28 protein-coding genes and 1 pseudogene are annotated in these 25,957 nt (G+C 66.2%); 15 read left to right on the top strand and 14 right to left on the bottom strand.

Annotated elements, in window-relative coordinates:
• Positions 1 to 6 precede the first annotated feature (6 nt).
• From LG661_RS03770 to LG661_RS03745, 6 genes are all read left to right on the top strand, one after another.
• Positions 7 to 1,287 carry a beta-ketoacyl-ACP synthase gene (locus LG661_RS03770; protein ID WP_230530526.1) on the top strand — a complete coding sequence of 427 codons (1,281 nt, stop codon included), beginning with the start codon at positions 7 to 9 and terminating at the stop codon, positions 1,285 to 1,287.
• A 4-nt stretch (positions 1,288 to 1,291) separates the two neighbouring features.
• Positions 1,292 to 2,038, top strand: coding sequence for an SDR family oxidoreductase (locus LG661_RS03765; protein WP_230530525.1), 747 nt, complete (start codon positions 1,292 to 1,294; stop codon positions 2,036 to 2,038).
• 161 nt (positions 2,039 to 2,199) lie between these two features.
• Positions 2,200 to 2,976 (top strand): hypothetical protein, encoded by a 777-nt coding sequence (locus LG661_RS03760; protein WP_230530524.1) that lies wholly within the window; start codon positions 2,200 to 2,202, stop codon positions 2,974 to 2,976.
• Between the two features lie 166 nt (positions 2,977 to 3,142).
• Positions 3,143 to 4,165 carry a zinc-binding dehydrogenase gene (locus LG661_RS03755; RefSeq protein WP_230530523.1) on the top strand — a complete coding sequence of 341 codons (1,023 nt, stop codon included), beginning with the start codon at positions 3,143 to 3,145 and terminating at the stop codon, positions 4,163 to 4,165.
• Positions 4,166 to 4,284: 119 nt separating this feature from the next.
• Entirely contained in the window at positions 4,285 to 5,244 is a 960-nt protein-coding gene (locus LG661_RS03750) for a lipid A biosynthesis lauroyl acyltransferase (protein WP_268995429.1), read from the top strand.
• Positions 5,245 to 5,261: 17 nt separating this feature from the next.
• On the top strand, positions 5,262 to 6,014 hold the full coding sequence (locus LG661_RS03745) for a DUF1223 domain-containing protein (RefSeq protein ID WP_230530522.1): 753 nt from the start codon (positions 5,262 to 5,264) through the stop codon (positions 6,012 to 6,014).
• A gap of 3 nt (positions 6,015 to 6,017) precedes the next feature.
• Here the strand turns inward: LG661_RS03745 and LG661_RS03740 are convergent, their stop codons facing one another.
• The 7 genes from LG661_RS03740 to LG661_RS03710 all read right to left on the bottom strand — a co-directional run bounded on the left by LG661_RS03740 (position 6,018) and on the right by LG661_RS03710 (position 11,531).
• A complete protein-coding gene (locus tag LG661_RS03740) occupies positions 6,018 to 6,626 on the bottom strand; it encodes a TPM domain-containing protein (RefSeq protein WP_230530521.1) in 609 nt (202 codons plus the stop codon).
• A 1-nt stretch (position 6,627) separates the two neighbouring features.
• Positions 6,628 to 7,359 (bottom strand): TPM domain-containing protein, encoded by a 732-nt coding sequence (locus LG661_RS03735; RefSeq protein ID WP_230530520.1) that lies wholly within the window; start codon positions 7,357 to 7,359, stop codon positions 6,628 to 6,630.
• A gap of 70 nt (positions 7,360 to 7,429) precedes the next feature.
• The gene (locus LG661_RS03730) at positions 7,430 to 7,987 is read right to left on the bottom strand and encodes a LemA family protein (RefSeq protein ID WP_230530573.1); all 558 of its coding nucleotides are present in this window, start codon (positions 7,985 to 7,987) and stop codon (positions 7,430 to 7,432) included.
• Positions 7,988 to 8,132: 145 nt separating this feature from the next.
• Positions 8,133 to 8,615 carry a hypothetical protein gene (locus LG661_RS03725; protein ID WP_230530519.1) on the bottom strand — a complete coding sequence of 161 codons (483 nt, stop codon included), beginning with the start codon at positions 8,613 to 8,615 and terminating at the stop codon, positions 8,133 to 8,135.
• A gap of 99 nt (positions 8,616 to 8,714) precedes the next feature.
• Positions 8,715 to 10,028, bottom strand: coding sequence for a 23S rRNA (adenine(2503)-C(2))-methyltransferase RlmN (gene rlmN / locus LG661_RS03720; RefSeq protein WP_230530518.1), 1,314 nt, complete (start codon positions 10,026 to 10,028; stop codon positions 8,715 to 8,717).
• A 167-nt stretch (positions 10,029 to 10,195) separates the two neighbouring features.
• Positions 10,196 to 10,861: an invasion associated locus B family protein gene (locus tag LG661_RS03715; RefSeq protein WP_230530517.1), complete on the bottom strand. Its 666-nt coding sequence runs from the start codon at positions 10,859 to 10,861 to the stop codon at positions 10,196 to 10,198.
• A gap of 289 nt (positions 10,862 to 11,150) precedes the next feature.
• On the bottom strand, positions 11,151 to 11,531 hold the full coding sequence (locus LG661_RS03710) for a YkvA family protein (protein ID WP_230530516.1): 381 nt from the start codon (positions 11,529 to 11,531) through the stop codon (positions 11,151 to 11,153).
• Between the two features lie 82 nt (positions 11,532 to 11,613).
• On the opposite strand from LG661_RS03710, the gene LG661_RS03705 reads away from it, so the two are divergent.
• The 4 genes and pseudogenes from LG661_RS03705 to LG661_RS03695 all read left to right on the top strand — a co-directional run bounded on the left by LG661_RS03705 (position 11,614) and on the right by LG661_RS03695 (position 14,454).
• Positions 11,614 to 12,399, top strand: a complete 786-nt coding sequence (locus LG661_RS03705) for an SDR family NAD(P)-dependent oxidoreductase (RefSeq protein WP_230530515.1) — start codon at positions 11,614 to 11,616, stop codon at positions 12,397 to 12,399.
• Between the two features lie 184 nt (positions 12,400 to 12,583).
• A complete protein-coding gene (locus LG661_RS03700; protein ID WP_230530514.1) occupies positions 12,584 to 12,844 on the top strand; it encodes a hypothetical protein in 261 nt (86 codons plus the stop codon).
• Positions 12,829 to 13,020, top strand: a pseudogene (locus LG661_RS25330) (hypothetical protein); the annotation flags it as partial. The gene LG661_RS03700 and the pseudogene LG661_RS25330, both read left to right, overlap by 16 nt.
• 39 nt (positions 13,021 to 13,059) lie before the next feature.
• Positions 13,060 to 14,454 carry a calcium-binding protein gene (locus tag LG661_RS03695; protein ID WP_230530513.1) on the top strand — a complete coding sequence of 465 codons (1,395 nt, stop codon included), beginning with the start codon at positions 13,060 to 13,062 and terminating at the stop codon, positions 14,452 to 14,454.
• A 46-nt stretch (positions 14,455 to 14,500) separates the two neighbouring features.
• On the opposite strand, the gene LG661_RS03690 is transcribed toward LG661_RS03695, so the two are convergent.
• The 5 genes from LG661_RS03690 to LG661_RS03670 form a co-directional block, all read right to left on the bottom strand.
• Positions 14,501 to 14,806 carry a 4a-hydroxytetrahydrobiopterin dehydratase gene (locus LG661_RS03690; protein WP_230530512.1) on the bottom strand — a complete coding sequence of 102 codons (306 nt, stop codon included), beginning with the start codon at positions 14,804 to 14,806 and terminating at the stop codon, positions 14,501 to 14,503.
• 88 nt (positions 14,807 to 14,894) lie between these two features.
• On the bottom strand, positions 14,895 to 15,485 hold the full coding sequence (locus tag LG661_RS03685) for a histidine phosphatase family protein (protein ID WP_230530511.1): 591 nt from the start codon (positions 15,483 to 15,485) through the stop codon (positions 14,895 to 14,897).
• Between the two features lie 36 nt (positions 15,486 to 15,521).
• On the bottom strand, positions 15,522 to 16,058 hold the full coding sequence (thpR, locus tag LG661_RS03680) for an RNA 2',3'-cyclic phosphodiesterase (RefSeq protein WP_230530510.1): 537 nt from the start codon (positions 16,056 to 16,058) through the stop codon (positions 15,522 to 15,524).
• A 159-nt stretch (positions 16,059 to 16,217) separates the two neighbouring features.
• Positions 16,218 to 17,261: an aldo/keto reductase gene (locus LG661_RS03675; protein WP_230530509.1), complete on the bottom strand. Its 1,044-nt coding sequence runs from the start codon at positions 17,259 to 17,261 to the stop codon at positions 16,218 to 16,220.
• 68 nt (positions 17,262 to 17,329) lie between these two features.
• A complete protein-coding gene (locus LG661_RS03670) occupies positions 17,330 to 17,992 on the bottom strand; it encodes an arylesterase (RefSeq protein ID WP_407666631.1) in 663 nt (220 codons plus the stop codon).
• A gap of 74 nt (positions 17,993 to 18,066) precedes the next feature.
• Here LG661_RS03670 and LG661_RS03665 point away from each other — a divergent pair, with 74 nt between their 5' ends.
• From LG661_RS03665 to LG661_RS03645, 5 genes are all read left to right on the top strand, one after another.
• Positions 18,067 to 18,759 (top strand): ABC transporter ATP-binding protein, encoded by a 693-nt coding sequence (locus LG661_RS03665; RefSeq protein ID WP_230530508.1) that lies wholly within the window; start codon positions 18,067 to 18,069, stop codon positions 18,757 to 18,759.
• Positions 18,760 to 18,768: 9 nt separating this feature from the next.
• Entirely contained in the window at positions 18,769 to 21,357 is a 2,589-nt protein-coding gene (locus LG661_RS03660; protein ID WP_230530507.1) for an ABC transporter permease, read from the top strand.
• A 231-nt stretch (positions 21,358 to 21,588) separates the two neighbouring features.
• Positions 21,589 to 22,371 (top strand): Bax inhibitor-1/YccA family protein, encoded by a 783-nt coding sequence (locus LG661_RS03655; RefSeq protein WP_230530506.1) that lies wholly within the window; start codon positions 21,589 to 21,591, stop codon positions 22,369 to 22,371.
• Between the two features lie 94 nt (positions 22,372 to 22,465).
• Positions 22,466 to 23,002: a GNAT family N-acetyltransferase gene (locus tag LG661_RS03650; RefSeq protein ID WP_230530505.1), complete on the top strand. Its 537-nt coding sequence runs from the start codon at positions 22,466 to 22,468 to the stop codon at positions 23,000 to 23,002.
• A gap of 10 nt (positions 23,003 to 23,012) precedes the next feature.
• A complete protein-coding gene (locus tag LG661_RS03645) occupies positions 23,013 to 24,257 on the top strand; it encodes an MFS transporter (RefSeq protein ID WP_230530504.1) in 1,245 nt (414 codons plus the stop codon).
• Here the strand turns inward: LG661_RS03645 and LG661_RS03640 are convergent.
• Both LG661_RS03640 and LG661_RS03635 read right to left on the bottom strand, forming a co-directional pair.
• Positions 24,254 to 24,628 carry a DUF2794 domain-containing protein gene (locus LG661_RS03640; RefSeq protein WP_230530503.1) on the bottom strand — a complete coding sequence of 125 codons (375 nt, stop codon included), beginning with the start codon at positions 24,626 to 24,628 and terminating at the stop codon, positions 24,254 to 24,256. The two genes, LG661_RS03645 and LG661_RS03640, sit on opposite strands and share 4 nt — an antisense overlap.
• Before the next feature lie 298 nt (positions 24,629 to 24,926).
• Entirely contained in the window at positions 24,927 to 25,949 is a 1,023-nt protein-coding gene (locus LG661_RS03635; RefSeq protein WP_230530502.1) for a zinc-binding alcohol dehydrogenase family protein, read from the bottom strand.
• Positions 25,950 to 25,957: the final 8 nt, after the last annotated feature.

Genomic DNA, 25,957 nt, shown 5'->3' with positions numbered 1-25,957 from the left:
ACGGCTATGGCGCTTCGCGACAAACAGGGCCGTCCGCTCGTCGCCGTCACCGGCATGGGCGTCGTCACCTCCATCGGCCAGGGCAAGGACGAGACCTGGGCCGCGCTGACGGCCGGCCGGTCCGGCATCCACCGCATCGAGCGCTTCCCCACCGAGGGCCTGCGCACCACGATCGCCGGCACCATCGATTCCGTGAAGGTCGAGCCCTTCTGCGCCCCCATGCTCTCCGAGCGCCTCGCCATGCTGGCGGCGGAGGAGGCGGTGGGCCAGTCGGGTCTCGCGCCGACCGATTTCCCGGGCGCGCTGTTCATCGCCGTTCCCCCTGTCGAGATGGAATGGCCGCAGCGCGAGGTGCTGGCCGAGGCCTCCGGCGAGACCGGCGACGTCACCTACAAGGATCTGCTGAAGGCCGCCGCCACCGGCCGCTTCAAGGCCTGGCACGATCTCTTCATCTTTGGCACGGTGGCGGACCGCGTCGCCGACCGCTTCGGCACGCGGGGCTCGCCGATCTCGCTCTCGACCGCCTGCTCGTCCGGCGCGACCGCGATCCAGCTCGGCGTCGAGGCGATCCGCCGCGGCGAGGCCGATGCGGCGCTCTGCATCGGCACCGACGGGTCCGTGAACCCGGAATCCCTCATCCGCTTCTCCCTGCTCTCGGCGCTGTCGACGCAGAACGAGAACCCGGAGGCCGCCTCCAAACCCTTCTCCAAGAACCGCGACGGCTTCGTCATGGGCGAGGGCGGCGCGGCGCTGGTCCTCGAGAACGCGGAAAAGGCCAAGGCCCGCGGCGCAAAGATCCTCGGGTACGTGCTCGGCTGCGGCGAGAAGGGCGACGGCTTCCATCGCACCCGCTCCTCCCCCGACGGCTCGCCGGCGATCGCGGCGATCAACCAGGCGCTCGCCGATGCGGGCGTATCGCCAAACGATATCGACACCATCAACGCCCACGGCACCTCGACGCCGGAGAACGACAAGATGGAGGCCATGAGCTGCACCGCCGTGTTCGGCGAGCGCATGGCGAGCCTCCCGATCTCGTCGAACAAGTCGATGATCGGCCACACGCTCACTGCCGCCGGCGCGGTGGAGGCGGTGATGTCGCTGCTGACCCTCAGCACCGGCCGCATTCCGCCGACCATCAACTACCACGTGCCGGACCCGGCGATTCCGCTCGACGTGGTGCCGAACGTGGCCCGCGACGCAAAGGTCGATTTCGTGCTCTCGAACTCCTTCGGCTTCGGCGGCCAGAACACCTGCCTCGTCTTCGGGGCCGAGCCCAAGGGGGCCTGAGACCATGACCCGCATTCTCGTTACCGGCGGCGGCAAGGGCGTCGGCGCGGCAACCGTGCGCGCACTCGCGGCGGCCGGCCACGACGTGGACTTCACCTACCGTTCCTCCGCGGACGCCGCCAAGGCGCTCGCCGACGAGCTGATGACGGCGCATCCCGGCCGCGCCATCAAGGCCCATGCGGTGGACCTCGCCGACAAGGCGGCGCTGGAGGCCTTCTGCGAGGTGCTGGAAGGCGAGAGCTTCTTCGGGCTCGTCCACAATGCCGGCCAGTCCTACGATGCGCTCGCCGCCATGATGCAGCAGGACAAGGCCGAAGCCGCCATGCAGGTGAACTTCTGGTCGCTGACCCGCATCGCGAAATCCCTCATGCGCGGCATGATCCGCGCGAAGGCCGGGCGCATCGTCGCCATAGGCTCGGTGGCCGCGCTCCAGGGCAATCCCGGCAACGCGGCCTATGCCGCCTCCAAGGGCGCGCTGATCTCCTATTGCCGTACGCTCTCCGTCGAGACCGCCAAGCGCGGCGTGACCGTCAACGTGATCGCCCCCGGCTTCATCGACACCGACATGATGGCCCCCTACGCCGCCTATCGCGAGAGCATGGAAAAGCAGATCCCCGCCGGGCGCTTCGCGAGGCCCGAGGAGATCGCAGGTCTGGCGGCCTTCCTCATGAGCGAGCCTGCCGCCTACATCACCGGCGCGGTGCTCCCCATCGACGGCGGGCTCACGGCGATGCTGGGCGTGCACCGCTGATCTTCATGTTGCGGGAAAGGTGAGCGGGCTGTATCTGTTATAAAATAACACGGATATGCGCTATGGCTCTCCCTTTCCTGCAGTCCCCCTTCACGATGTGGTTCATCCTTCAGCAGGCGACGGCTCTTCACAACGAGGGTGTGGCAGGTCACGACGAGCTGATGCGCAAGCTGGCCGAGCAGACGGCAGACTATGTCTTGGAGGAAGGTGATTTGGAGGAGGGCGTTCCCCGTGACAAAGCGAGCCTTGTCGCGGAGATCCAGCAGGACACCGTCCTCAATCAGATGATCAGGATGCTCGTCACCGAAGTCGAGACTATTCCCGAAGAGGCCCTGGAGGTCTGGGAAGGTCACGAGCCGGATGAGACCAGCTCAAAGATGAAGCTGACCGAACAGCACCTCATGCTCATCCGTCGTCCTCGGTTCGCCTGGAGTACGATTGAAGTGGGTGCCCCGCGCGTCGATACGGAGCAGCCTTACGGGTCGCCCGATCCGCTGAAGGATATCGCTGCCATGACCGGCAAGGCGCCCGTTCCCAAATTCGCCAGACGCCATGCCGACATGACCACGGTCCTGAATTCCTACCTGCGGCAGTTTCGGCTGCAGCCGGGCACCTACGGCGTCGAAGGGCGTCCGTTTGAATTGACGCAGGATCATCTGACTCTCGCGAAGCGGATGTGGTTCGAATGGGACACCGCTCCGCTTGAAGGTTTCGAGGAGGGCTCTTGGCCCAGGCCGGCGATCGATCCCAAGCGCCCTTACGGGAGCTTCAGCTTCTACCAGCAGGAAATGGCGATCCATTTAGGCTGGCTCCACGGCGAAGTTCGCGAACTGACCGAAGACGAAATGTCCCGCCTGACCGAGATGCATCACGAGATGCTGGATGCAATGCGAGTGATCGCAGCGCAGGGCACGATTGCGGCTGACAGCGCTCCCTGAGGTCGTGAGGCCCGGCTTCCCGGGTGGAGCGAAGACCTGCACCTGCGGGTATGAGCCTGAACTTGCCATCCGCCCCGCCGCCCTTTAAGCCGCCGCAAACAGTTTCTCCGCGTCATGGCCGGCTTGTCCCGGCCATCCACGTCTTTGCACTGCAAGGATTTTATGCATGCGCTCCCTTCAGCTCTTCGGCGACCGTGATCTTCGCATCACCGAGATCGAGGCTCCCCCGCCTCCCGGGCCCGGCGAGGTCCAGGTGCGGGTGCGGGCGCTGGCGCTGAACTTCCTCGATGTCTGGGGCTTTCGCGGCATGGCCTTCGCCAAGCGCAAGATGCCCCAGGCGGTAGGCGTCGAGGCGTCCGGCGAGATCGCGGCGGTGGGCGAGGGTGTGACGCGCTTCAGGGCGGGCGACCCGGTCACCATGTACGGGGCCGAGACCTGCGGCCATTGCAAGGCCTGCCGGGAAGGCCGTGACAATCTCTGCGAGAACGTCGCCGGGATCATGGGCTTTCACATCGACGGCTTCGCCCGCGAGCTGATCAACCGGCCCGAGCGCCTCGTGATCCCGGTGCCGAAGGGCGTCAGCTTCGAACAGGCGGCCTGCGCGCCCATCGGGTTCGGCACCGTGCAGCACATGCTCTTCGACAACGCCAAGCTCGAACCGGGCGAGTCGATCCTGGTCCATGCCGGCGGCTCCGGCATCGGCACGGCGGCGATCAAGATGGCGAAGGCCATCGGCTGCACGGTCTATACGACGGTGGGCGACGACGAGAAGGGCGAGAAGGCGAAGGCTCTGGGCGCCGACTACGTCATCAACTACCGCACGGAACGCTTCGAGGGCGAGGTGCGCCAGCTGACGAAGCGCAAGGGCGTCGACGTGGTGTTCGAGCATGTGGGCGCGGAGACCTGGAACGGCTCGCTGCTCTGCCTCAAGCGGGGCGGCCGTCTCGTCACCTGCGGCTCGACCTCGGGCGTCTCCACCACCATGAACCTGATGCAGCTCTTCCAGCAGCAGTACCGGATCTTCGGCTCCTTCGGCTGCCGGATCGAGAACATCAGCCAGTCCCTCGACAAGATGGCGGAAGGCATGACCCCGGTCATCGACTCGGTCTTCCCCCTCGACGAGTTCCAGAAGGGCCTGGAGCGCCTGGAAGGCCGCAAGGTCTTCGGCAAGGTGATCGTGACCTTCTGAGCGCCGGAAGGACAAGCTGCCGCGCCGCAAGGCCTTGACGAAGCAGGCTTCCCGCGGAATGAGGCATGGCTTCGCTTGACGGCCGCTTGCCGCGACCCACCAGCTCAGGACCCGATTTCGTGCAGAATTCCAAACGCCCTCGCAGCCTCGTCTCGCGCCTGACCGAGACCGTCATGGTCGGCGTGGTGCGCAGCGTCTTCGCCCTGTCGCGGGCGCTTGGCCCAGAACGGTCGGGAGCGGTCGGAGCGGCGCTCGCGCGCTGGATCGGGCCGTGGCTCGGGGCTCACAGAACGGCGCTCAACAACATCCGCGCCGTCTATCCGGAGAAGACCGAGGCCGAGGTGAAGGCGCTCGCGCTCGCAGCCTGGGACAATCTCGGCCGCACGGGCGGGGAATATCCGCATCTTGGCCGCCTCTTCGACTACGATCCCGACAGCGAGGCCGTCGGGCGCACCGAGGTGGACGGCATCGAGCACTTCCTCAGCCTGCGCGACGACGGGCAGCCCGGCATCATCTTCTCCGCCCATCTCGCCAATTGGGAGCTGCCCGCCATCTGCGCCGCCCGGTTCGGGCTCGACGCCACGGCGGTGTTCCGCGCGCCCAACGACCCGGCCATCGCCCGCGTGCTGCACGAGATCCGCAGCGAGACCATGGGCGGGCTGGAGGCGGCCCGCCAGGGCGCAGCCTTCGCCATGCAGGGAGCGCTGGAAAAGGGCGGCCATCTCGGCATGCTCATCGACCAGCACTTCACCCGGGGCGTGGTGGTCAACTTCATGGGCCGCCCGGCCCTCGTGAACCCGATCCTGGGGAAATTCGCCCGCCGCTTCGACTGCCCGGTCCACGGGGTTCGGGTGATCCGCCTCCCCAACCACCGTTTCCGGCTGCAGCTCACGCCGCCCCTCAACCTGCCCCGCGATCCGGACGGGCAGATCAATGTGGAGGGCGCCATGCAGGTCATGACCTCCGTGGTCGAGACCTGGGTGCGGGAAAACCCTGAGCAGTGGCTCTGGATGCATCGCCGCTGGCGGGTTCCCCCCAAGGTTCAGGGGACGGTTCAAGCTAAAGTGAGTTCCCATTAGGGACTGATTCGTGTTCCATGGCCCGCATCATGGTGTCACGATTGAAATGGTTGCTGGCGGCGCTCGGCACGGCGGCCCTCATGGGCCCTGCCCTGGCCGATCCGCCTCGCGCCGTCCTTGAGCTCTTCACGAGTCAGGGCTGCTCCTCCTGCCCGCCGGCGGATAAACAGCTGGCCGAATATGCGCGCCGGCCCGATATCGTCGCCGTCTCCTTTCCCGTGAATTACTGGGATTATCTCGGCTGGAAGGACACCCTTGCCCATACGTCCTTCACCAAGCGCCAGAAGGCCTATGCCCATGGCCGCAAGGACAGGCAGGTCTTCACGCCGCAGATGATCGTGAACGGCCGGAAATCCTGCATCGGCTCCGACAAGGCCACCATCGAGAAGACCATCCAGGCCGCCTCCCACGGAGGCCAGGGCCTGCCGGTCGATATCGCGCTCACGGAGCAGAACGGCGTCGTCACCATCGCCGTCGATGAAAAGGAGAAGACCGAGGAGCGCTCCGCCGAGGTCTGGGTCATGCCTGTCCTGCGCTCGCACACGGTGCCGATCGGCAAGGGCGAGAACGAGGGCAAGACGGTCACCTACGCCAACGTGGTCCGGGCTCTTGTGCGCGTCGGCGAATGGCGCGGCGGCTCCGCCCGCTACGAGGTATCGCTGGATACCGCCCGCCAGGGCGGCGACGGCTATGTGGTGCTGCTCCAGGTCTCCAAGGGCAATCTGCCCGGCCCGATCCTGGGCGCGGCCAAGAGCGCCAGCCTCAACTAGCCCTCAGAGCAGGATCACCTTGTTCGGCAGCTCGTCCGTGTCGTCGAAGCGCGCGGGGGCGTGTTCCGCGAGAATGTCGCCCGTATGCCGGATCGCGCCGACAAGCCCGTCGGCGATCCGGCCCTCCCGGATGGCGCCCGTCAGATCGGCGATGATGTCGGCCCAGACCTTCGGATCGACCTGGTCCGCGATGCCCGTATCGGCCAGGATCTCGGCATAGTGCTCGGCGAGCGCCACGTAGATCAGCACGCCCGTCTTCTCCCGGGTGCGGGTGAGGCCGCGGCGGATGAACTCGCGGGCGGCGGCCTCGTGGGCGCGGGCATGCTTGATGAAGCGCGGCACCAGGGCGTAGCGCCGCTTCGGCCATGACAGGAAAACGCTCAGGACCAGGGCGACCACAAGCTGGACCAGGAAGATGCGCGAGGCGGCAAGGGTCGTGATCTCGATCAGCGGCCAGGGCGCGACGAGCGCGGCGAGAAGCGCCCAGAGAAGCGGGACCGAGCGGTAGGCGCTGGCCTGCTCCGCCACCACCACCACGACTTCGCCGGCCGTCCTGTCCTCCACCTCGCGGATGGCGTCCGCAAGGCGCACCTGATCCTCGGACGAGATCATCCTACCAGCTCCCCGATGCGCCGCCGCCGCCGGACGAGCCGCCCCTTCCGGAGAAGCCTCCGCCGCCTGACCATCCCCCGCGCGATCGGCCCGGCCATCCGCCGGTGGTGACGATCCAGGGACCGTGCCGCCCGCGACCGATCCGGCGCGGCCGGCCCGCGCTCATCATCCGCGAGATGATGAAGAACAGGACCAGGAAGATGATGAAGGCGGCAACGGGATCGAAGGGCGTCTCGGCATCCTCGCGCACCTCGGCGCGGCGCTGCCATTCCTCGGCGTCGCCAGTCAGGATCGAGAGCACGGCGTCCGTTCCGGCATCGATCCCGCCCGCGAAATTCCCGCGCTGGAACTGCGGCGCGATGGCCGTGGTGATGATGACCTTTGACAGGGCGTCGGTCAGCGCACCCTCGAGCCCATAGCCGACTTCGATGCGGACCTTGCGCTCGTTGGGAGCGACGAGGAGCAGCGCGCCGTTGTCCTTTTCCTTGTCGCCGAGTTGCCAATGCCGGAACAGTCGGTTGGCGTAGTCCTCGATGGCATAGCCTTCGAGGGAGGGCACGGTGGCGACGACCACCTGGTCCGTCGTCTTGTCCTCATAGGCCTTGAGCTTGGCTTCCAGGGCCGCGCGTTCCTGCGGCTGCAGAAGGTTCGCTGCGTCCACCACGCGGCCCGTCAGGGGCGGGAAGGTCTGGGCGATGGCGGCGAGGGGGATGAGGAGGAGAAGTGCGGCCAATATGACCACATTCGCTCCGCCATGGCCTCCCGGCGAGGGGGAGGGGAAAACCCGTGCGCCCTTCATGCCCTTAGAACTTCACCTCCGGCGGGCGCTCGGCGCCGGCCGTGGCGGTGAAGGTCTGCATGGGCTCGGCCTCCGGATAGACGATGGCCGCGATCCAGCGGCCCGGAATGGTGCGCAGCTCCGTGTTGTAGGCGCGCACGGCCTCGATGTAATCGCGGCGCGCGACGGCGATCCGGTTCTCCGTGCCTTCGAGCTGCGACTGCAGGGCGAGGAAGTTGGCGTTGGATTTCAGCTCCGGATAGCGCTCGACGGTGGCGAGCAGGCGGCCCAGCGCGCCGGAGAGCTGGTTCTGCGCCTCCTGGAAGCGGCGGAACTGCTCCGGATCGGTGACGGTCGAGGCATCGACCTGGATCTGCGAGGCGCGCGCGCGGGCCTCCGTGACCTGGGTCAGAACTTCCTGCTCCTGGCGCGCGAAGCCCTTCACGGTCTCGACGAGGTTCGGGATCAGGTCGGCCCGGCGCTGGTACTGGTTCTGCACCTCGCTCCAGGCGGACTTCGCCTGCTCTTCGAGGGTGGGCACATTGTTGATGCCGCAGGCGGACAATCCAAGGCTCAGGACCATGACGGTCAGGACGGCACGGATCCGTGCCGGAAGCGGCAAACCCATCATTGTTCTTGTTCCTCGATTCGCTCCGGTCCCTCCACACATGGAACAAGCCGGGCCGTTCAACAAGCCGCTTTGGCGGGCAGCCGCCGCCGCAGCGCCGTCATCCGGCCTGCTGCGTCTCCCCTCCGCCCGCCTCGCGGCCCGCTATGGCCCAGTAGACGAGGCCGGCCACCGCGCCGGTGAGAGCGAGGATGAAGCTCACATGCAGTTCGGCCGGGTTGGCGACGCGGGCTTCGCCGCGCAGGATCCAGGGCACGGCGGCGGTCAGCACGGCCATGGCGCCTGCATGCCAGGCGAGGCTGCGCGCGCGGATCGCCTCGCTAACGACGGCCACGAGAAGCGGCGGGAAGACGAGGAGAGAGAACACGAGCCGCCCCACGGCCAGGAAGGCCTCGGTCACGATGGGGGCAGGATCCTCGGAGGAAAGGACCGCATCCAGGAACGACCAGAACCCGAAGAAGAGCGTGTCGCCGGTCAGCGTCGCCATGACCGGATCGACCATGGTGGCGATGAGGAAGAAGAGGCTGCTCGCGCCGATGGCGATGAGGAGGGCGAGCGGAATGAGGAGCAGCCAGCGGATCATGGCTCGGCTATAGCATGGCCGTTATCGTGTGTCCGCAGAATGCATCATCGCTGGCTCAAGCCAGCGATGATGAAGGGAGAAAGCGTGGAGGATGCGGGATTACTCCCCGTCCCCCAGCGCATAGACGCCCTCGGCCCCGATGCCCTGTTCGGCCATCATGCGGGCGCGGGCTCGCAGCTTTTCGGTTTCGCTCTTGAGCTGGCCGCAGGCGGCGAGGATGTCGCGGCCGCGGGGCGTGCGGACCGGGGAGGCGTAGCCGGCGCGGTAGACGATTTCGGAGAAGCGCTCGATCCGCTCCCAGTCCGAGCACTCGTATTTCGAGCCGGGCCAGGGATTGAACGGGATCAGGTTGATCTTCGCCGGAATGCCCTTGAGCAGCCGGACCAGCTCGCGCGCATCGGCATCCGAGTCGTTCACGCCCTTGAGCATCACGTACTCGAACGTGATGCGGCGAGCATTCGACAGGCCGGGATAGGCGCGGCAGGCGTCGAGGAGCTGCTTGATGTCGTATTTGCGGTTGATCGGCACCAGCTCGTCGCGAAGGTCGTCGCGCACCGCGTGGAGCGAGATGGCGAGCATGGTGTTGGCTTCAGCCCCAAGGCGCTCCATCTGCGGCACGACGCCGGAGGTGGAGACCGTGATGCGGCGGCGCGACAGGGTCAGGCCCTCGCCGTCCGACATGACGTCGATGGCGGCGATCACGTTGTCCGTGCTGTAGAGCGGCTCGCCCATGCCCATGAACACGATGTTGGACACGAAGCGCCCGCCGTCGGTGGGAACGAAGGCGCCTTCCGGCGGCGTGGCGTGCGGCCAGTCGCCGATGGAGTCGCGGGCGACGATGAGCTGCGCCACGATCTCGGCCGAGGTCAGGTTGCGCACGAGGCGCTGCGTGCCCGTGTGGCAGAAGGAGCAGGTGAGCGTGCAGCCGACCTGGCTCGACACGCAGAGTGTGCCCCGGTCGACCTCGGGGATATACACGCACTCGATCTCCGCGCCCTTGTCGAGGGGCCCGGTCGAGGCCAGGCGGATGAGCCACTTGCGGGTGCCGTCCTTCGACACCTGCTCGGAGACGACCTGGGGGCGGGCGAGCGTATAGGCGGAGCTGAGCTTTGCGCGCAGCTCCTTGCCCATATTGGTCATCTCGGAGAAGTCTTTCGCACCCCGGAAATAGATCCAGTGCCAGAGCTGGGCCACGCGCATCTTGAGCTCGCGCTCCGGCACGCCGATGGCCGCCAGGGAATCCTTCAGCTGGTCGCGGGTGAGCCCGATGAGCGATGCGCCGCCGGGGGCTGCGCCCGCCACGACGTTCAGCTCGGCCGTCTTCTCGACGAAGCCGGCTGCGCGCGCGGCATCGCTCACGGCCACCGGGGCCGCATTGGGGTTACGCTTGGCGATGTCGAGCGCCGTCGCCATGGGAAATCTCAAGCCTCGTCTTTGGGGAGCGGAGAGCGTCTATAACACGATTGCGTCGGAAACGTGAGGTCCTTGAAGACGCAAAATTCCGGGCTTTCGCCCGGAACAGATGCGTATTCAGGCCCGCCATTTCAACCGCGCGGCGGGGTTTTCCAGGCTCCGGCCGCTCAGGAGACGCATTCCTTGCGGGCGTGATCCAGCGCCTTGCTGAAGCCGCTCAGGGAATAGAGGTCCATGAGGCTGTTGCCGCGGGCGGACTGTGTCTTGAGCGTGAGATTCGCGCCCTTGATCATGGCCGTGATGGCCTGACCCTCTTCGGCCGGGTTCTTCAGCCAGGCATTTCCCTCCTTGGTGAGAAGGGCGTAAGACGCGTCGCCGATGGCGGCCTCCGCCGGGCCGTTCTCCTTGGCCGGGAAGCCGAGGACGACGGCGACCTCGTTCTTCACGTTCTCCGCCGGGCGGAAGGAGACGAAGAGATAGGCCGGATCCCGGTTCAGGTTCTTCGGCAGCCGGTCCTTGGGCTGGGTCAGGGCATAGCAGATCTTGGAGCGGCCGCTCTGGGCCGTGTAGACGCCCCAATCGCCGTAGGAAGCAATCAGCGACGCACCGCCCGGTCCCGTGGCGGCCTGGGCCGAGCCCGCGGCTGCCGCAGCTCCCGCTGCAGCCTTGGCGGCGGGCTTGGCTGTCGTGGTCTTCTTCTGCGCCGGTTTGGCCTGCGCCGTCTTCTGGGCAACGGGACGCTGGACCTGGGCCATGACGGGCCCGGCTGCCAGGGCGAGAAGGGCGGAAATCGTGCCTGCGGCCAGGCCGCGCTTGAGAGATACGATCATCATGAGGCGGATGTTTAGTCCAAGATGGTTAAGAACTCTTCACCATCTCCGTTAATGCCAAGCCGCCCTGAAGGCGATGCGTCGAAACGTGGCGTGACGGCCGTGGAGCAAAATAAAAGGGCCGTCGAAACGGCCCGCGGAGTCGGTTGGAAAAAGTTTTTGGTCGTTGAAAGGAGGAGGACTCAAATCGGCTACGCATCAACGCATTAACCATATAAAGAAAAATAATATCATTGCAATAGGTCTATATTCCTAAGAAGCGCCAGGCATTCCGGCCATCCTAAGCTTGGCTTTACTTGCCGATATCGCTCAAGGTCTTCCGCGCCTTCTCCCGGTGATCGTCCCGGATAGCGCCTGCGACCTGCGCGATGGCGGCCGCCAGGATGGCTGCGTCGTCGGCAAAGCCCATGAGGGGCAGAAAATCCGCCACCGCATCGGTCGGCAGAACGAAATAGGCGATCGCGCCCAAGAGAATCAGCTTCACCCGATTCGGCGTCGTCGGGTCGGTGGCGCAGTAGAAGGCCGCCACCAGATCCTCGGCGAAGGGGATCCTGCCCGCGACCCGCCTCAGCTTGTCCCAGAACCGCTGCTTCAGGCCTTCCTCGTCGCGGGTCGCTGTGCGCATGGCGTCCATCTCGGCCTTGGTGAAAGGCTTGGTGAGGGGTTCGCTCATGCGGTCAACTCCTTCGACAATCCACGTTTCCGTCCTGCGGCGGATGGCTTAAGACATCACGGCATCCATTGAGAGGAAACCCATGAAGCTCGACAATTCTGTGGCGGCCGTCGTCACCGGCGGCGCCTCCGGCCTCGGCGAGGCGACAGCGCGGATGCTGGCCTCGCAGGGCGCGAAGGTCGCCATCTTCGATATGAACGCCGAGCGCGGCGGCCAAGTTGCGAAGGAGATCGGCGCGGTCTTCTGCGAGGCCGACGTGACGAACGAGGCCTCCATCGATTCGGCGCTGGACAAGGCTCGCGCCGCCAACGGAATCGAGCGCGTCCTCGTCAACTGCGCCGGCATCGCGCCGGGCAGGCGCACGGTGACGAAGAAGCGCGAGACGGGCGAGCTCATCCCGCACGACGTCGCCAGCTTCCGCCGGGCGATCGAGATCAACCTCATCGGCACCTATGCGATGATCGCCAAATGCGCCGCCGCCATGGCGGGGCTCGATCCCGTCACGCCCGACGGCGGGCGCGGGGTGATCATCAACACCTCGTCGGTTGCGGCGCAGGACGGGCAGATCGGGCAGGCGGCCTATTCCGCCTCGAAAGGCGGGGTCCTGGCTCTCACCCTCCCCGTCGCCCGCGACCTGTCCGGTTTCGGCATCCGGGTGATGACGATCCAGCCGGGGCTCTTCCACACGCCGCTCTTCGAGGGCATCGCGGAGGATTACCGCAAGGCGCTGGAGGCCAATGTCCCGTTCCCCTCGCGCCTCGGTCGGCCCGAGGAATATGCGGCGCTGGTGAAGGCCGTCGTCGAGAACGACATGCTCAACGGCGAGGGCATCCGCCTCGACGGAGCGCTCCGGATGCAGCCGAAGTAAGACTTCTGCGCACCATGCATACGGGGTTCCGGCGGAGTGACCGCCGGAACGGATCCGCCGGTTCCTCCAGTGCCGCCTCGCGCAGAGAAATGTCGGGAATCGGCGCTCGGGGCGCGAGTCGGTTTCTTGGCTTTATGACTGCATTCCTGTAACCCTGCTGCAGGATGAGCGCGGGGGCAAGGATATGGGCAAGATCGTCTTCAGAGAGAATGCGGGCACGAACCTCGCTTTCGAGGAGATCTTCGGGTCCCACACGTCGTTCACCGCCGCTGTGTTCAATGCTGCGAGCTTCGCAAACAGTTCGGAAGGACCCTATCAGAACGCCCAGCTGCGTCTGGACGGCTCCGGCATCCTGGCGACACAGTTGCCCGACAACACGTATTTTGCCAGCCTTGGTTCGGTCTCTGCGGCTATTTCAGGTTCGGCGACATTCAAGCGGATCTGACGATCGACAACGTTCCTGACAATCTCCCTGGCTTCGCATCCACCCTGAGAATCAGCGGCCTTTCCGCCTTCGATGAGCTGTTCAGCGGCAACGACACCATCACCGGTTCGAGCGGGGCCGATCATCTGACCGCCTACGGACTATCCTCCACCGACACCCTGGAAGGCGGCGGCGGCGACGATATTCTCTGGAATCGGGGCCAGGCCAATGCGGAGATGATCGGCGGTTCGGGCAGCGATGTTTTCCGCCTCGGCGCCGGGGTCGCGAACGCCGTGATTGCAGGCGGCGAGGCAGATGGCGCCGGACCGGCGGGCGATGTCGATACCGTCGTGGTCGAGGGCGCCGGAATCGGTTTCGCCTCCATTTCGCAGATCGATGCGCTGCGCTTCGCGTCCAGCGGCGGAGAGGGCAGCCTCACGTTGCGCCATGATCAGGTTGGCGCAGGTCTCGTCTCGCAGGCGTTGCGCGTGGAGGGTTCGGCCTCGCAGCGCGATTCGGTGGTCCTGGAGCGCTCGGGAACGGGCACCGCGGATCTCGATCTATCGGGCTGGAGCTTTTCCAACTGGGGCCGGCTCGACCAGGCCGTCACATTCCGCTTCGACGACGATGCGGGAGCGCCCCAGGCCGACCGCATCGTCGGCACTGCTGTCGACGATGTGATCTGGGCAGGGGCCGGGTCGGACACGCTGAGCGGCGGGCGCGGCGCTGATCTTGTCGCCGGCGGAGATGGCGATGACGTCTTCATCCTCAAGGCGGGCGATGTAACCGCAGGCGACCGCGTGATCGGCGGCAGCGGCACGGACACGATCCGCCTTTCGGGCGATGTCGACATGTCCCTGATGCGCCTGTCGGAGATCGAACGGCTCGCGTTCGACGGCGCCAAGCGGATCCAATTCAGCGACGGCGTTCCACAGTCGTCCCTGGCCATTGCCGGCGATGCTCACGCCAACGAGGTCACGATCCGGCTGTTTTCAGCGCGCACCATCGACCTTCGCAGCTGGAGTTTCACGAACTGGAGCCGCGCTGACACGCTGCAATTCGAGGGCAGCGCTGGATCCGACTATTTCCTTGCGCCGCGAGGATCGGTCACGGCGGACGGCGGAAATGGGCACGATGTTCTCGTGGGATCCACAGGGGCGGACCGGATACAGGGCGCAAGCGGCAACGACAGGCTTTATGGCGGCGACGGGGCCGACATCCTCGATGGCGGGACAGGCACCGACAGGCTCTCCGCCGGATCCGGAAAGGATCGGCTGGCGGGAGGATCCGGCAAGGACGTGCTCTCGGGAGGAACTGGGAAGGACAGCTTTCTTTTCGATACGAGGCTCGGCAAGTCGAATATCGACAGGATCACCGATTTTCGTGCGAAGGACGACACGATCCAGCTCGAGCGGGACGTCTTCACGAAGATCGCCAAGAAGGGAACGCTCGCGAAGAGCGCTTTCCACGTCGGGACGCGGGCCCACGATGAGAATGACCGGATCGTCTACAACAAGAGCAAAGGGGTCATCTCCTATGATCCTGATGGTTCCGGCAAGGCGGCGGCGGTGGCCTTTGCCAAGATCAAGGCGGGCCTTGCGCTGAAGGAGAAGGACTTCTTCGTCCTCTAACAAGCCGGCGGAGTGCAGGCGCGGTTCCCCGCCGATCCGACCCGGCTCATGAGCTCTTCGCCGAGCCCGCCGCGAGCTGGTCCATGCTTTGGGCCAATTCGACGTCGCGGCGGGTCAGGCCGTCCGCGTCGTGGGTGGAGAGGGTCACCTCGACCTTGTTGTAGACATTGAACCATTCAGGGTGGTGGTTCATGGGCTCGGCAACGAGGGCGACGCGGGTCATCCAGCCGAAGGCGGCGTTGAAATCGTCGAAGACGAAACGCTTGTGAATGGCGTCGCGGCCCTCGACGAGGGTCCAGCCGGTCAGGGCGGGCAGGAGTTCGGCGCGTTCGGCTTCGGTCAGGCGGTTCATGGCATGCTTCATCGCTGGGACGGGTTGCTCTTAAGTGATGAAGCGCGAAGAGGCGGTTTCAAGCCCCCGGCGACTTCGCGTAAGCCGCTCAGGTCGCAAAACCCTCCTCGATGGTGCGCCAGTCCTGCTTCAGGGCCAGCGGATCGCGGTCGATGACGATGAAGCAGCCGCCGCCGGGATGGGAGGGCCGGCTCTCCCGGCCGATTTCCACGTTCTGAAGATGGGCCGTGAGCAGGCATCCGACGCCGCCATGGGAGACGATGACGATGTCGCCGGACGTCCCGTCCTCCCGCGCGATGCGGCCGACGGCGTTCACGATCCGGGTCTGGGCGTCGATGGCGCGCTCCCAGCCGCGGATGCTCTCCTGCGGGCGGGAAAAGAATTCGTCCACCACCTCCCAGAATTCCGGCGGGGCGATGTAGCCCGTGGACGAGCGGTCGTTCTCGCCCAGGTCCTCTTCGGTGCGGTAGGTGAGGCCGAGACGCTCTGCCACGATCTCCGCCCCGTCCATCGCCTTCCTCTCGGTGCTGGCATAGACGGCCGAGACGTTCCGGCCCGCGAGGGCTTCCACGAAGCGCTCCATCCGCGCCCGTCCGACGGCGTTCAGGGGCCATTCGGGAATGGGCATTTCGGGGTCGATGACGACTTCGGGATGGGTGATGAAGATGAGGGAGGCCATGGCCAAGCTTAAGCCCTGCCTGCGCTCCCGTCGAGCTTACCCGAGGGGGTAGGCCGCTTCCACGATATAGGGGCCCCCGCCGGTGGAGGCGCGGGAGGAGAACAGGACGAAGCGGTGGGCCGTGAAGGTGAGCTTCGGGAAATGCCCCCGGGTGGCGATGTAGTCGGCGACATCCATGGGCGAGGCGTCGCGCAGACGGGCGAGCGTCACGTGCGGCATGAACTTGCGTTTTTCCGGGGCCACGCCGACCCGGCGGATCAGGCGCTCCTGCTCGGACTGGAGGTCGTTCAGCTCGCCGTTGCCGGAGGCGCGGGCGAAGACGACGCGGGGACGGTCGCCGCCGAAGGAGGCGAGGCCGTCGATGGTCATGGGGATGGGGTCCCGCCGCCGGGCGTCGCCCAGAATCGAGAAGACGTCGCCTGCGGTGCGCTCATCGATGTCGCCGATGAAGCGCAGGGTGATGTGGTAGTTCTCAGGGTCGATCCAGCGCGCGCCGGGAAGGCCGCCGCGGTAGCTCGAGAGGATGGCGCCGATATCGGCCGGGATCTCGATGCCGGTGAACAGGCGTGGCATGCGGCACCTCCCGGGCTTGGCGGATACTCAATTCTTGAGAATGGGGGCGGGCCGACCGCCCTGGCAAGACGCTCTTTCAGACGATCGACAGCCCGGAATTGTTCCAAGGCCCTGCCGTCATCCCCGGCACAAGGCCGGGGATGACGAAAGCCAGCTTGCTCAAGGGCAGGGGTTGCAGTGCGCGACGTGAATCGCGTCGATGCGCTTTTCCAGCTCCGGCGTGATCGTCACCGCGATGGAGGCGATATCGGTCTTGAGCTGCTCCATGGAGGTCGCGCCGATGATGTTGGACGTGACGAATGGCCGGGAATTGACGAAGGCCAGGGCCAGCTGGGCGGGATCTAGGCCGAATTCCCTGGCGAGCGCCAGATATTTGCGGATGGCGGCTTCGGCCGTCGGGTTCTCGTAGCGCTGGCCGCGGTTGAACAGCGTCGTGCGTGCGCCCGGCGGGCGGGCTCCGTCGAGATACTTGCCGGTGAGATAGCCCTGGGCGAGGGGCGAATAGGCGAGCAGGCTCACGTCCTCACGCAGGCTCACCTCGGCCAGCGCCACCTCATAGGTGCGGTTGAGGAGGTTGTAGGCGTTCTGGACCGACTGCACCCGGGCCAGGCCCTTGGCCTCGGCGCTCTTGATGAAACTCATCGTGCCCCAGGCGCTCTCGTTGGAGAGGCCGAAATGGCGGATCTTTCCGGCCTTCACCAGGTCCGTCATGATCTCGACGGTCTTAGGGATAGGGTGGGCCTTGCCCTCCTGGTGACGGTAGATCGTCGGGTTCGAGCCCCAGGGCATGGGGCGATCCGGCCAGTGGATCTGGTAGAGGTCGATATAATCGGTCTGAAGCCTTCTCAGGCTCTTGTTGACCGCCTCCTCGATCTGGGCGCGGGAGAGCTCGGCCGGCGAGCCGTCGTCCCTGAACCAGGTGTTCTCGGAGCGTCCCACCACCTTGGTGGCGAGAATGACCCTGTCTCGGGTTCCGCGCGACTTGAACCATGAGCCGATGATCCGCTCGGTCGAGCCCTGGGTCTCCGGGCGCGGCGGGATGGAATAGAGCTCGGCCGTATCGAAGAAGTTGATGCCCTGGTCGAGGGCATAGTCCATCTGCGCGTGACCTTCGACCTCGGTGTTCTGCTGGCCCCAGGTCATGGTGCCGAGGCAGATGAGGCTGACATTGAGATCCGTGCGGCCGAGGCGGCGGTATTCCATGGGTCAAGGCTCCTCGCGGCGAAAAGCTCCGCCGCGTTCAGGCGTGAGGGACGCGCCGATTGGGGAAGTCAGCGCTGAGAGATGCGGGCGAGAAAGGTCTCGACGGTCGGGAGGATGCGCTCGACGATCTTTTCCACCCCCTCGGCCGTCGGGTGAATGCCGTCGGGCAGGTTGAGGGCTGGATTGCCGACCACTCCTTCCAGGAAGAAGGGATAGAGCACAAGGTCGTGCTTTTGCGCAATGTCCGGATAGATGCTGTCGAATTTGGCGGTGTATTCGGGTCCGAGATTGCGCGAGGCGTACATGCCCGCCAGCATGACCGGGATGTTCCGCTCCTTCAGGCGCTGGACGATGGTATCGATGGCCTTCCGGGTGACGGCGGGACCGATGCCGCGCAGCATGTCGTTGGCCCCGAGCTCCAGAATCACCCCATCCGTATCGTCGGGAACGGACCATTCGAGCCGCTCGAGTCCGCCGGAAGCGGTGTCGCCGGATACTCCTGCATTGGTGATCTCGACATTGTGGCCCCTGGCTTTCAGGGCGCGCTCCAGGACCTCCGGAAAAGCAGCGTCCTGGGGCAGTCCGTAGCCTGCGGTCAGGCTGTCCCCGAGCGCGACGAGGTGGATCGGATCCTCTTGGGCCAGGGGAGCGTGGAGGGGGGCGATCATGGCGGCAAGCGCTGCCGCACACGCAAATATGATCGTCATGAATGGGCCGGATTGGCGCTTCATCGATAGGATTCCCATATGTGCCGGATTAGACCGGAATTCTTCGGCGGGTTTTCCAACAGATCGGGTGAACGGGCATGCAGGACAAGGCCATCGCGCTGCACGATGTCGATTTGAGCCTCGGGCGCGGGGCCGCGCGGGTGCATATCCTGAAGGGAATCTCCCTCGGCGCGGGGCGGGGCGAGGCGGTCGGCCTCGTTGGACCTTCGGGCTCGGGCAAGTCCACGCTGCTCATGACCATGGCGGGCTTGGAGCGTCCGGATTCGGGCAAGGTCATCGTCGACGGCACCGATCTCGCGGGGCTCGACGAGGACGCGCTGGCGCGTTTCCGGGGCCGGCGCATCGGCATCGTCTTCCAGTCCTTCCACCTCGTCCCCACCATGACGGCGCTCGAGAACGTGGCGCTGCCCCTGGAACTCGCCGGGGAGGCCGATGCCTTCGAGCGGGCGGAGGCCGAGATGGAGGCGGTGGGCCTCGGTCACCGGCTTCACCATTATCCGGCGCAGCTGTCCGGCGGCGAGCAGCAGCGCGTGGCGATCGCCCGCGCCCTCGTGCCGAACCCCGCCATCCTCGTGGCGGACGAGCCCACCGGGAACCTGGACGAGAAGACGGGCACCTCCATCGTCGATCTGCTGTTCGCCCTCAAGCGGGACCGCGGCGCGACTCTCGTGCTCGTGACCCACGACCTCAATCTCGCGCGCCTGTGCGACCGCACGGTGCGCCTGCGCTCCGGCCACATCGAGGCCGATGCGGCCACGGTCCCGGCGTAAGGAGGCTTAATGCACGGCACGGTTTCCGCCTCGCCGCAGCGGGGCACAAGGTCCGCTTCGTCCCTGCCTCTGGTGCTGCGCCTTGCCCTGCGCGAGCTGCGCGGCGGCCTGAGGGGCTTCGGCATTTTTCTCGCCTGCATCGCGCTGGGCGTAGCCGCAATTGCAGGCGTGTCCTCCCTGTCGCGCGCGCTCACGGAAGGCATCTCCGGCGAGGGCCGCCGGATTCTCGGCGGCGACATGGCCTTCTCCCTGCTCCAGCGGGAGGCGAGCGAGGGCGAGCGCGCCTTTCTCGCCTCGAAAGGGCAGGTCAATGTCATCGCCTCCATGCGCGCCATGGCGAATGCGGGCGAGAAGGGGGCCTCCCTCGTCGAGATGAAGGCGGTCGATGCGAGCTATCCGACCGTCGGAACGCTCGAGACCGAGCCGCAGCTGCCCCCTTCCGAGCTTCTCGCGGGGCGCGACGGCGTCTTCGGCGCGGTGGCCGATCCGGCTCTCTTCGCCAAGCTCGATCTGAAGGTGGGCGACCGGATCACCGTCGGTTCGGCTCCTTTCGAACTGCGGGCAAGCCTCCGGTCGGAGCCGGACAAGATCGCGGACGGCATCGGATTCGGTCCGCGCCTCATCATCTCCCAGGAGGCGCTTCGCGCCACCGGCCTTGTCCAGCCGGGCAGCCTCGTGCGCTGGACCTACCGCCTGGCCCTTCCGCCCGCTCTTTCGACGGAGGCGGGAATGACGCAGGTGGAGGCGGAGGCGAAGCAGGTCCTGCCGGAAGCCGGATGGCGCGTCCGCACCCGGCTCAACGCCGATCCGCGCTTTGCCAAGAACATCGAACGCTTCACCCAGTTCCTGACGCTGGTCGGCCTCACAGCCCTGCTCGTGGGCGGCGTCGGCGTCGCCAATGCGGTGCGCGCCTTCGTGGACCGCAAGCGCGCCTCCATCGCGACCCTGAAGAGCCTCGGCGCGCCGGGCGGCCAGGTGGTGATGCTCTACCTCACCCAGGTCATGCTGATCGCAGGCGTCGGCATCGCCATCGGTCTGGCGGTCGGGGCGGCCCTGCCTTTCATCGTCACGGGCCTCTTCGGTCATCTCCTTCCGATCCCGATCAGGCCGGTCATTGCTGTCGGCGAACTCGGCGTCGCACTCCTCTACGGCGTTCTGACCGCCCTGGTCTTCGCGCTCGCGCCTTTGGGGCGCGCCCATGACGTGCAGGTCTCGGGGCTCTTCCGCGATCAGATCGACCCGGAGAGCCGCTGGCCGCGCCGCCGCTATCTCGTGGCGCTCGCCCTTTCCGTCGCGGCGCTCGTGGCGCTTGCCGTCGTTGCGGCCTACGACCGGCGGATCGCCCTCATGTTCGTGGGCGCGGCGGCTGGATCCTTCGTGCTGCTGCGCTTCGTGGCGCTCGGAATTATGGCGCTGGCGCGCCGCCTGCCCCGGCCCCGGAGGACCGCGCCGCGGCTTGCGCTCGCCAATATCCACCGGCCCGGCGCCCTCACGCCCTCCCTTGTGCTATCTCTGGGGCTCGGCATCACGCTCCTGGTGACGCTCGCCCTCATCGACACCAACCTGACGCGCCAGCTCACGCAGACGTTGCCTGAGCGCGCGCCGAGCTTCTTCTTCCTCGATATCCCCAACGCCCAGGCCGATGCCTTCGAGGACTTCCTCGAAGCCCAGGCTCCGGGAGGCGAGATCGAGCGCGTGCCGATGATGCGCGGGCGGCTCGTGACCTTGGGCGGCCGTCCGGTCAGCGAGATCAGGGCGGACGAGGACGTGTCCTGGGTGCTCGAAGGCGACCGGGGGATCACCTATTCCGCAATGCCTCCGGAAGGCTCGCGCCTCGTGGAAGGCGAGTGGTGGCCCGAGGACTACCGGGGCAAGCCCCTCGTCTCCTTCGACAAGAAGATCGCCGAGGGCCTGGGGTTGAAGATCGGGGACGAGATCACCGTCAACGTCCTCGGGCGCAACATCTCCGCCACCATCGCCAATCTGCGCGAGGTGGAATGGCAGTCCCTCAGCATCAACTTCGTCATGGTGTTCTCCCCCAACACCTTCGCTGGGGCGCCCCATACGCATGTGGCGACGGTCACGTTCCCCAACGGATCGGACGCGGCGACGGATGCGCGGATCCTGCGGCGCTCGGCCCAGGAGTACCCCATGGTGTCGAGCGTGCGGGTGAAGGATACGCTGGAGGCGGTCAACGACGTGGTCTCGCAGCTCGTCATGGCGATTCGCGGGGCAAGCTCCATCGCGCTCATCGCGAGCCTGCTCGTTCTGGCAGGAGCCCTGGCGGCGGGGCACCGGGCGCGGCTCTACGATGCGGTGGTGCTGAAGACGCTCGGCGCCACGCGGGCCAAGCTGCTCTCGGCCTATGCCCTCGAATATGGGTTTCTGGGCCTCGCCACGGCGGTTTTCGGCCTCCTGGCGGGCGGCCTTGCGGCTTACCTCATCGTGACTCAGATCATGCGCTTAAGCTTTACGCTCGATCTGTCGGGCGCTCTTCTCGCCTCGATTCTGGCGATTCTTGTCACGATCGCGCTGGGACTGATGGGAACCTGGCGTATCCTCAGTCAAAAGCCGGCTTCATATCTAAGAAACCTTTAACAAATCAGGAGCGGGGGAGCGGCCGGAGGCGTATTTCACAACTCTACTGGTGGGGTATGCCGCGGTCCTTCCGCTTTATTCCGCTCACGATGGCTTGAAGCTTGGCGTTGCCTCTTGCGGAACTGAAGCCAACCTCTCATATTTCCTTTGTCGCCGACCAAGCGGCGACCGAAGGCTGACTTCCCGGCCTTTCGAGGGAACATCAACGGGACACCGTGAGAAAGGACTCCGATGCAACCGTATGAGCAAAACCAATACGCCTATGGCACCGGCTTTGCCCGGACGGCAGCACAGGTCGACCAGGGCCTGCGCTCCTTCATGCTCGGCGTCTATAACAACATGGTCCTGGGCCTGGCGATTTCAGCCCTGGTCGCGCTCGGCCTGAACATGCTCGCCACGACGAGCGATCCGTCCCTGGCGGTCGCCCGAGCCGGCAGCATCAATCTCACTCAGTTCGGCGTTCTGCTCTACACGTCGCCTCTGAAGTGGGTGATCGCGCTGGCGCCCCTGGCCTTCATCTTCTTCTTCTCGTTCCGCATGGACCGGATGTCGGCTGCGGCTGCGCGCGGCACCTTCTTCGCCTTCGCGGCGGTGATGGGCGCTTCGCTCTCCACGCTGCTCCTCGTCTATACCGGCGCGAGCGTGGTGCAGGTGTTCTTCATCACGGCGGCCGCTTTCGGCTCGCTGTCGCTCTGGGGCTACACCACGAAGCGCAGCCTGTCGGGCATGGGCTCGTTCCTGATCATGGGTCTGATCGGCCTGATCCTCGCCATGATCGTGAACATCTTCCTTGCCTCGACCATGCTGCAGTTCGCCATCTCCGCGATCGGCGTGCTGATCTTCGCAGGCCTCACGGCTTACGACACGCAGAAGCTCAAGGAGATGTATCTCTACGGCAACTACGACACCGAGGCCGCCGCCAAGGTGTCCGTGTTCGGGGCCCTGACCCTGTACCTAGACTTCATCAACATGTTCCAGTTCCTCCTCGCTCTGCTGGGCAACCGCAACGAGTAACGGAACGGACATACCGGTCCTTCGAGCCCCGGCCCACAGCCGGGGCTTTTTCTTGGCCGTTGCATGGGCCGCGGCTTGGGCTTAGGAGGGCTCCATGAGCCTTCTCGTCCGCCCCTCCCGCGATGCCGACCTACCTGCCATCACGGCGATCTACGCCCATGCGGTGCTGCACGGGACGGCCTCCTTCGAGCTCGACCCGCCCGGCGAGGCGGAAATGGCCCGCCGGAGGCAGGCGCTTCTGGAGGGCGGGTACCCCTACCTCGTTGCGGAGCGGGACGGGGTTGTTCTCGGCTATGCCTATGCGGGGGCCTACCGGACGCGGCCCGCCTACCGCTCCACGGTCGAGGATTCGATCTACATCGCACCCGAGGCGCAGGGGCAGGGGGTCGGTCGCGCGCTCCTGAAAGACCTGATCGACGCGTGCGAGGCAATGGATTTCCGCCTCATGATCGCCGTCATCGGCGACGAGGAATCGAAGGGCTCCATCGGGCTGCACCGGAGCCTCGGCTTCGCGCTTTCCGGAATCATTCCGGGCATCGGCTACAAGCACGGGCGCTGGCTCTCCACCGTGCTCATGCAGCGCCCTCTCGGACGCGGGATCTCCCAGCCACCGACCCGGCCGATAGCTTGAGGTCCGAGACATGTTCGCAGGCGTGATCCGCAGGCCGGACGGCGCTCTCTGGCACAATCCCGATTTCATGCGCCTTTGGGCGGCGCAGAGCCTCTCCGCCATCGGCGCGCGCTTCACGCGGGAAGGGCTGCCGATCATCGTGGCGCTGACGCTCGACGCCTCGGCCATGGATCTCGCGCTGCTCGTGGCGCTCAGCGCCCTGCCGGGAGTGGTCTTGAGCCCCTTCGTCGGAGCCTGGATCGACCGCACCCGACGCAGACAGGTGCTCATCCTGGCGGACCTCGTGCGGGCCGCGGCGCTCGCAACCCTGCCTATCATGGCCTGGTTCGGGACTGTCACCATCGGCCAGGTGATCGGGGTGGCCACTGTCGTCGCCCTCTTCTCGATGGTCTTCCAGACGGCGGATAACGCCTATCTGCCCACCGTCATCGAGCGCGATCAGCTCCTCGACAGCAACGCGAAGCTCGCGACCACGGATGCGTTCGCGGAGGTTGCCGGGCCCGCCATGGCGGGCGTCACCATCCAGCTCCTGACGGCGCCCTTCGCCATCCTGATCGACGCCTTGTCCTATCTCTGGTCCGCCGCGCTTCTGGGCTCCATCAGGCGCAAGGAGATCCCGGTCGCCACGGGCGAGCATGCGCCCGATCTCTGGCGCGAGACCAAGGAGGGGCTGCGCTTCGTCTTCGGACACCCAATCCTGAGGCCCTTGACGCTCTGTTCTGCGACGCTTGCCTTCTTCTTCGGCTTCTTCGCGCCGCTCTACATTCTCTATGCGGTGCGCGATCTCGGCATCGAGCCCGGCATTCTCGGTTTTGTGATCGCCTTCGGGGGCATAAGCGCCCTGATCGGCGCGCGTTGCGCCGCCTGGGCGGGATCGCACCTGCCTTCACGCCGCCTCCTGCTGGGAACGCTTCTCGCCTACGGGGTTGCGGTCTGCTTCATCCCCCTGGCCCAGGGGCCGCTCTGGCTCGCGGTCGCGCTCCTGTGCATTCCGCAGCTTCTGGGCGATGGCCTTTTCGTGGTGTTTCACACCAATGCCGTCGCCCTGCGCCAGAAGGTGACGCCGGATGCCCTGCGGGGGCGCGAGGGCGGAAGCCTGCATCTCCTGACCGGCGGACTGGGACTGGTTGCGGCCCTGATCGCGGGCACCCTCGCCGAGCAGATCGGAATCCGCCCGGTCCTGTGGGCTGCGGCGCTCGGCATCCTTGCCTCGAGCCTGTGGCTCCTCGCTCTGCCGGACGAGGCCGACGGCTAGTTCGAAACCACTTTCGGCTTATCGAGAACCCGCAGCACCCGGTCGAGCTCGTGCCCGCGCTTCAGGATGAGGCCGGTCGAGACGATGACCGAATAGGCGCCCTGCTTCTTGGACAGTTTCGGGTCCTTCTCGATCCGGTAGAGGGGCATCTCCGAGCTGCGCCGGTAGATGGAGAACACGGCCTTGTCGGGCATGAAGTCGATGGCGTAATCCCGCCACTCGCCCGCGGCGACCATGCGGCCATAGAGGTTGAGGATGGTCTGCAGCTCCTTGCGATCGAAGGCGACCTGTTTCGGCGCGGCGGGGAAGGGCAGGATGTGGGCCGAGCCCGGGCCGCCGCGCATCGGCTCTGCGATCTCACCTTCGCTCATGATCTCTCCCAGGACTGGTAACTCTGTCCTGATGATGGGGTCGGCTAAAGATCGGATCAACCCGGCATCGCGCAATCGCCCGAGTCTTTGCGTGCGAATCTTGATTTTGCCGCAATCATGCCCTCAGGCAGCCCCACTGGATGGAGATAAGAACTCCGTTGCCTCGACGGCCCGGCTCAATGACCGGCTTGGACACGTCAGCCCCCCAGCCCTCCGGGTCGTTTAGCGAGCCGGGCCACCAAAGTCGAAGCATAAGGCCGCCCGCAGGCGGCCTTTCTTTTTTGGCTGAGTCCAGCCCTCACGTCCCGAACCCCGACAGCACGATCTTGCCCCGGGCGCGGCCGCTTTCGATGAAGGCGTGGGCCCGCTTGAGATTGGCCGCATTGATCGGCCCGAGCGTGTCCGCCAGGGTCGTCCGGAGCGTGCCCGCATCCACGAGACGGGCGACCTCGCCCAGGATCTCGTGCTGGCGCTGCATGTCCGCCGTCTGGAAGGTCGAGCGGGTGAACATCGATTCCCAATGGATCGAGACGCTCTTGCTCTTGAGCTGACCGATGTCGAGCGGGGCCTTCGGATCGTCAATCAGCGCGAAGCGGCCCTGCGGCGCGATCAGCTTGGCGATCTCAGGGAAGTGCTCTTCCGTCTGGGTAATCGAAAACACGAAGGCGGGCGCGCCAAGGCCCAGGGCCTCCACCTGCCCGGCGATGGGCCGGCTGTGGTCGATGACGTGATGGGCCCCGAGTTCCCGGACCCAGCTCCCGGTCTCCGGCCTTGAGGCCGTGGCGATGACCGTCACATCCGTGAGCCGGCGCGCCAGCTGGACCGCCACCGAGCCCACGCCGCCGCCCGCTCCCAGAATCAGGATGGCGTTCGCCGCGCCGGTGACCGGACGGAGGATGTCGAGCCGGTCGAACAGGGTCTCGAAGGCGGTCAGGGAAGTGAGCGGCAGGGCGGCCGCCTCCGCGAAGCTCAGCGAACGGGGCTTGAGGCCCACCAGCCGCTCGTCCACCACATGGAATTCCGCATTGGTGCCGGGGCGTGTGATGGCCCCTGCATAGAAGACCTCGTCTCCCGGCTTGAAGAGGGAGGCCTCCGGCCCGACCGCCGTCACGATTCCGGCGGCGTCATAGCCCAGGACCTTGGCGCCTCCCGGTTCCGGCTGCATCCGTACACGGACCTTCGTATCGACCGGATTGACCGAGACGGCCCTGATCTCGACCAGGAGGTCCCGCGCTCCGGGCTCCGGGCGGGGGAGTTCGAGATCGATCAGGGACGATCCGGCTTCGATGGGGAGGGATTCGCGATAGGCAACGGCGCGCATGGCTTGTC

This window comes from Microvirga roseola (genome assembly GCF_020866965.1).
Taxonomy (GTDB): domain Bacteria; phylum Pseudomonadota; class Alphaproteobacteria; order Rhizobiales; family Beijerinckiaceae; genus Microvirga; species Microvirga roseola.
The sequence above is the reverse complement of the archived record's forward strand: the minus strand, read 5'-3'. Positions and strand labels throughout refer to the sequence as shown.

What these genes read in the sequence shown, in the direction of transcription:
- LG661_RS03675 (WP_230530509.1), bottom strand. Translation starts at nt 17,261, where the DNA reads ATGGAATACCGCCGCCTCGGCCGCACGGATCTCAATGTCAGCCTCATC.
- LG661_RS03695 (WP_230530513.1), top strand. Translation starts at nt 13,060, where the DNA reads ATGATCGGCGGTTCGGGCAGCGATGTTTTCCGCCTCGGCGCCGGGGTC.
- LG661_RS03765 (WP_230530525.1), top strand. Translation starts at nt 1,292, where the DNA reads ATGACCCGCATTCTCGTTACCGGCGGCGGCAAGGGCGTCGGCGCGGCA.
- LG661_RS03755 (WP_230530523.1), top strand. Translation starts at nt 3,143, where the DNA reads ATGCGCTCCCTTCAGCTCTTCGGCGACCGTGATCTTCGCATCACCGAG.
- LG661_RS03760 (WP_230530524.1), top strand. Translation starts at nt 2,200, where the DNA reads ATGCGCAAGCTGGCCGAGCAGACGGCAGACTATGTCTTGGAGGAAGGT.
- LG661_RS03730 (WP_230530573.1), bottom strand. Translation starts at nt 7,987, where the DNA reads ATGGTCCTGAGCCTTGGATTGTCCGCCTGCGGCATCAACAATGTGCCC.
- LG661_RS03660 (WP_230530507.1), top strand. Translation starts at nt 18,769, where the DNA reads ATGCACGGCACGGTTTCCGCCTCGCCGCAGCGGGGCACAAGGTCCGCT.
- LG661_RS03650 (WP_230530505.1), top strand. Translation starts at nt 22,466, where the DNA reads ATGAGCCTTCTCGTCCGCCCCTCCCGCGATGCCGACCTACCTGCCATC.
- LG661_RS03655 (WP_230530506.1), top strand. Translation starts at nt 21,589, where the DNA reads ATGCAACCGTATGAGCAAAACCAATACGCCTATGGCACCGGCTTTGCC.
- LG661_RS03725 (WP_230530519.1), bottom strand. Translation starts at nt 8,615, where the DNA reads ATGATCCGCTGGCTGCTCCTCATTCCGCTCGCCCTCCTCATCGCCATC.
- LG661_RS03665 (WP_230530508.1), top strand. Translation starts at nt 18,067, where the DNA reads ATGCAGGACAAGGCCATCGCGCTGCACGATGTCGATTTGAGCCTCGGG.
- LG661_RS03690 (WP_230530512.1), bottom strand. Translation starts at nt 14,806, where the DNA reads ATGAACCGCCTGACCGAAGCCGAACGCGCCGAACTCCTGCCCGCCCTG.
- LG661_RS03645 (WP_230530504.1), top strand. Translation starts at nt 23,013, where the DNA reads ATGTTCGCAGGCGTGATCCGCAGGCCGGACGGCGCTCTCTGGCACAAT.
- LG661_RS03700 (WP_230530514.1), top strand. Translation starts at nt 12,584, where the DNA reads ATGGGCAAGATCGTCTTCAGAGAGAATGCGGGCACGAACCTCGCTTTC.
- LG661_RS03670 (WP_407666631.1), bottom strand. Translation starts at nt 17,992, where the DNA reads ATGAAGCGCCAATCCGGCCCATTCATGACGATCATATTTGCGTGTGCG.
- LG661_RS03745 (WP_230530522.1), top strand. Translation starts at nt 5,262, where the DNA reads ATGGCCCGCATCATGGTGTCACGATTGAAATGGTTGCTGGCGGCGCTC.
- LG661_RS03640 (WP_230530503.1), bottom strand. Translation starts at nt 24,628, where the DNA reads ATGAGCGAAGGTGAGATCGCAGAGCCGATGCGCGGCGGCCCGGGCTCG.
- rlmN (WP_230530518.1), bottom strand. Translation starts at nt 10,028, where the DNA reads ATGGCGACGGCGCTCGACATCGCCAAGCGTAACCCCAATGCGGCCCCG.
- thpR (WP_230530510.1), bottom strand. Translation starts at nt 16,058, where the DNA reads ATGCCACGCCTGTTCACCGGCATCGAGATCCCGGCCGATATCGGCGCC.
- LG661_RS03710 (WP_230530516.1), bottom strand. Translation starts at nt 11,531, where the DNA reads ATGAGCGAACCCCTCACCAAGCCTTTCACCAAGGCCGAGATGGACGCC.
- LG661_RS03705 (WP_230530515.1), top strand. Translation starts at nt 11,614, where the DNA reads ATGAAGCTCGACAATTCTGTGGCGGCCGTCGTCACCGGCGGCGCCTCC.
- LG661_RS03770 (WP_230530526.1), top strand. Translation starts at nt 7, where the DNA reads ATGGCGCTTCGCGACAAACAGGGCCGTCCGCTCGTCGCCGTCACCGGC.
- LG661_RS03635 (WP_230530502.1), bottom strand. Translation starts at nt 25,949, where the DNA reads ATGCGCGCCGTTGCCTATCGCGAATCCCTCCCCATCGAAGCCGGATCG.
- LG661_RS03715 (WP_230530517.1), bottom strand. Translation starts at nt 10,861, where the DNA reads ATGATGATCGTATCTCTCAAGCGCGGCCTGGCCGCAGGCACGATTTCC.
- LG661_RS03740 (WP_230530521.1), bottom strand. Translation starts at nt 6,626, where the DNA reads ATGATCTCGTCCGAGGATCAGGTGCGCCTTGCGGACGCCATCCGCGAG.
- LG661_RS03685 (WP_230530511.1), bottom strand. Translation starts at nt 15,485, where the DNA reads ATGGCCTCCCTCATCTTCATCACCCATCCCGAAGTCGTCATCGACCCC.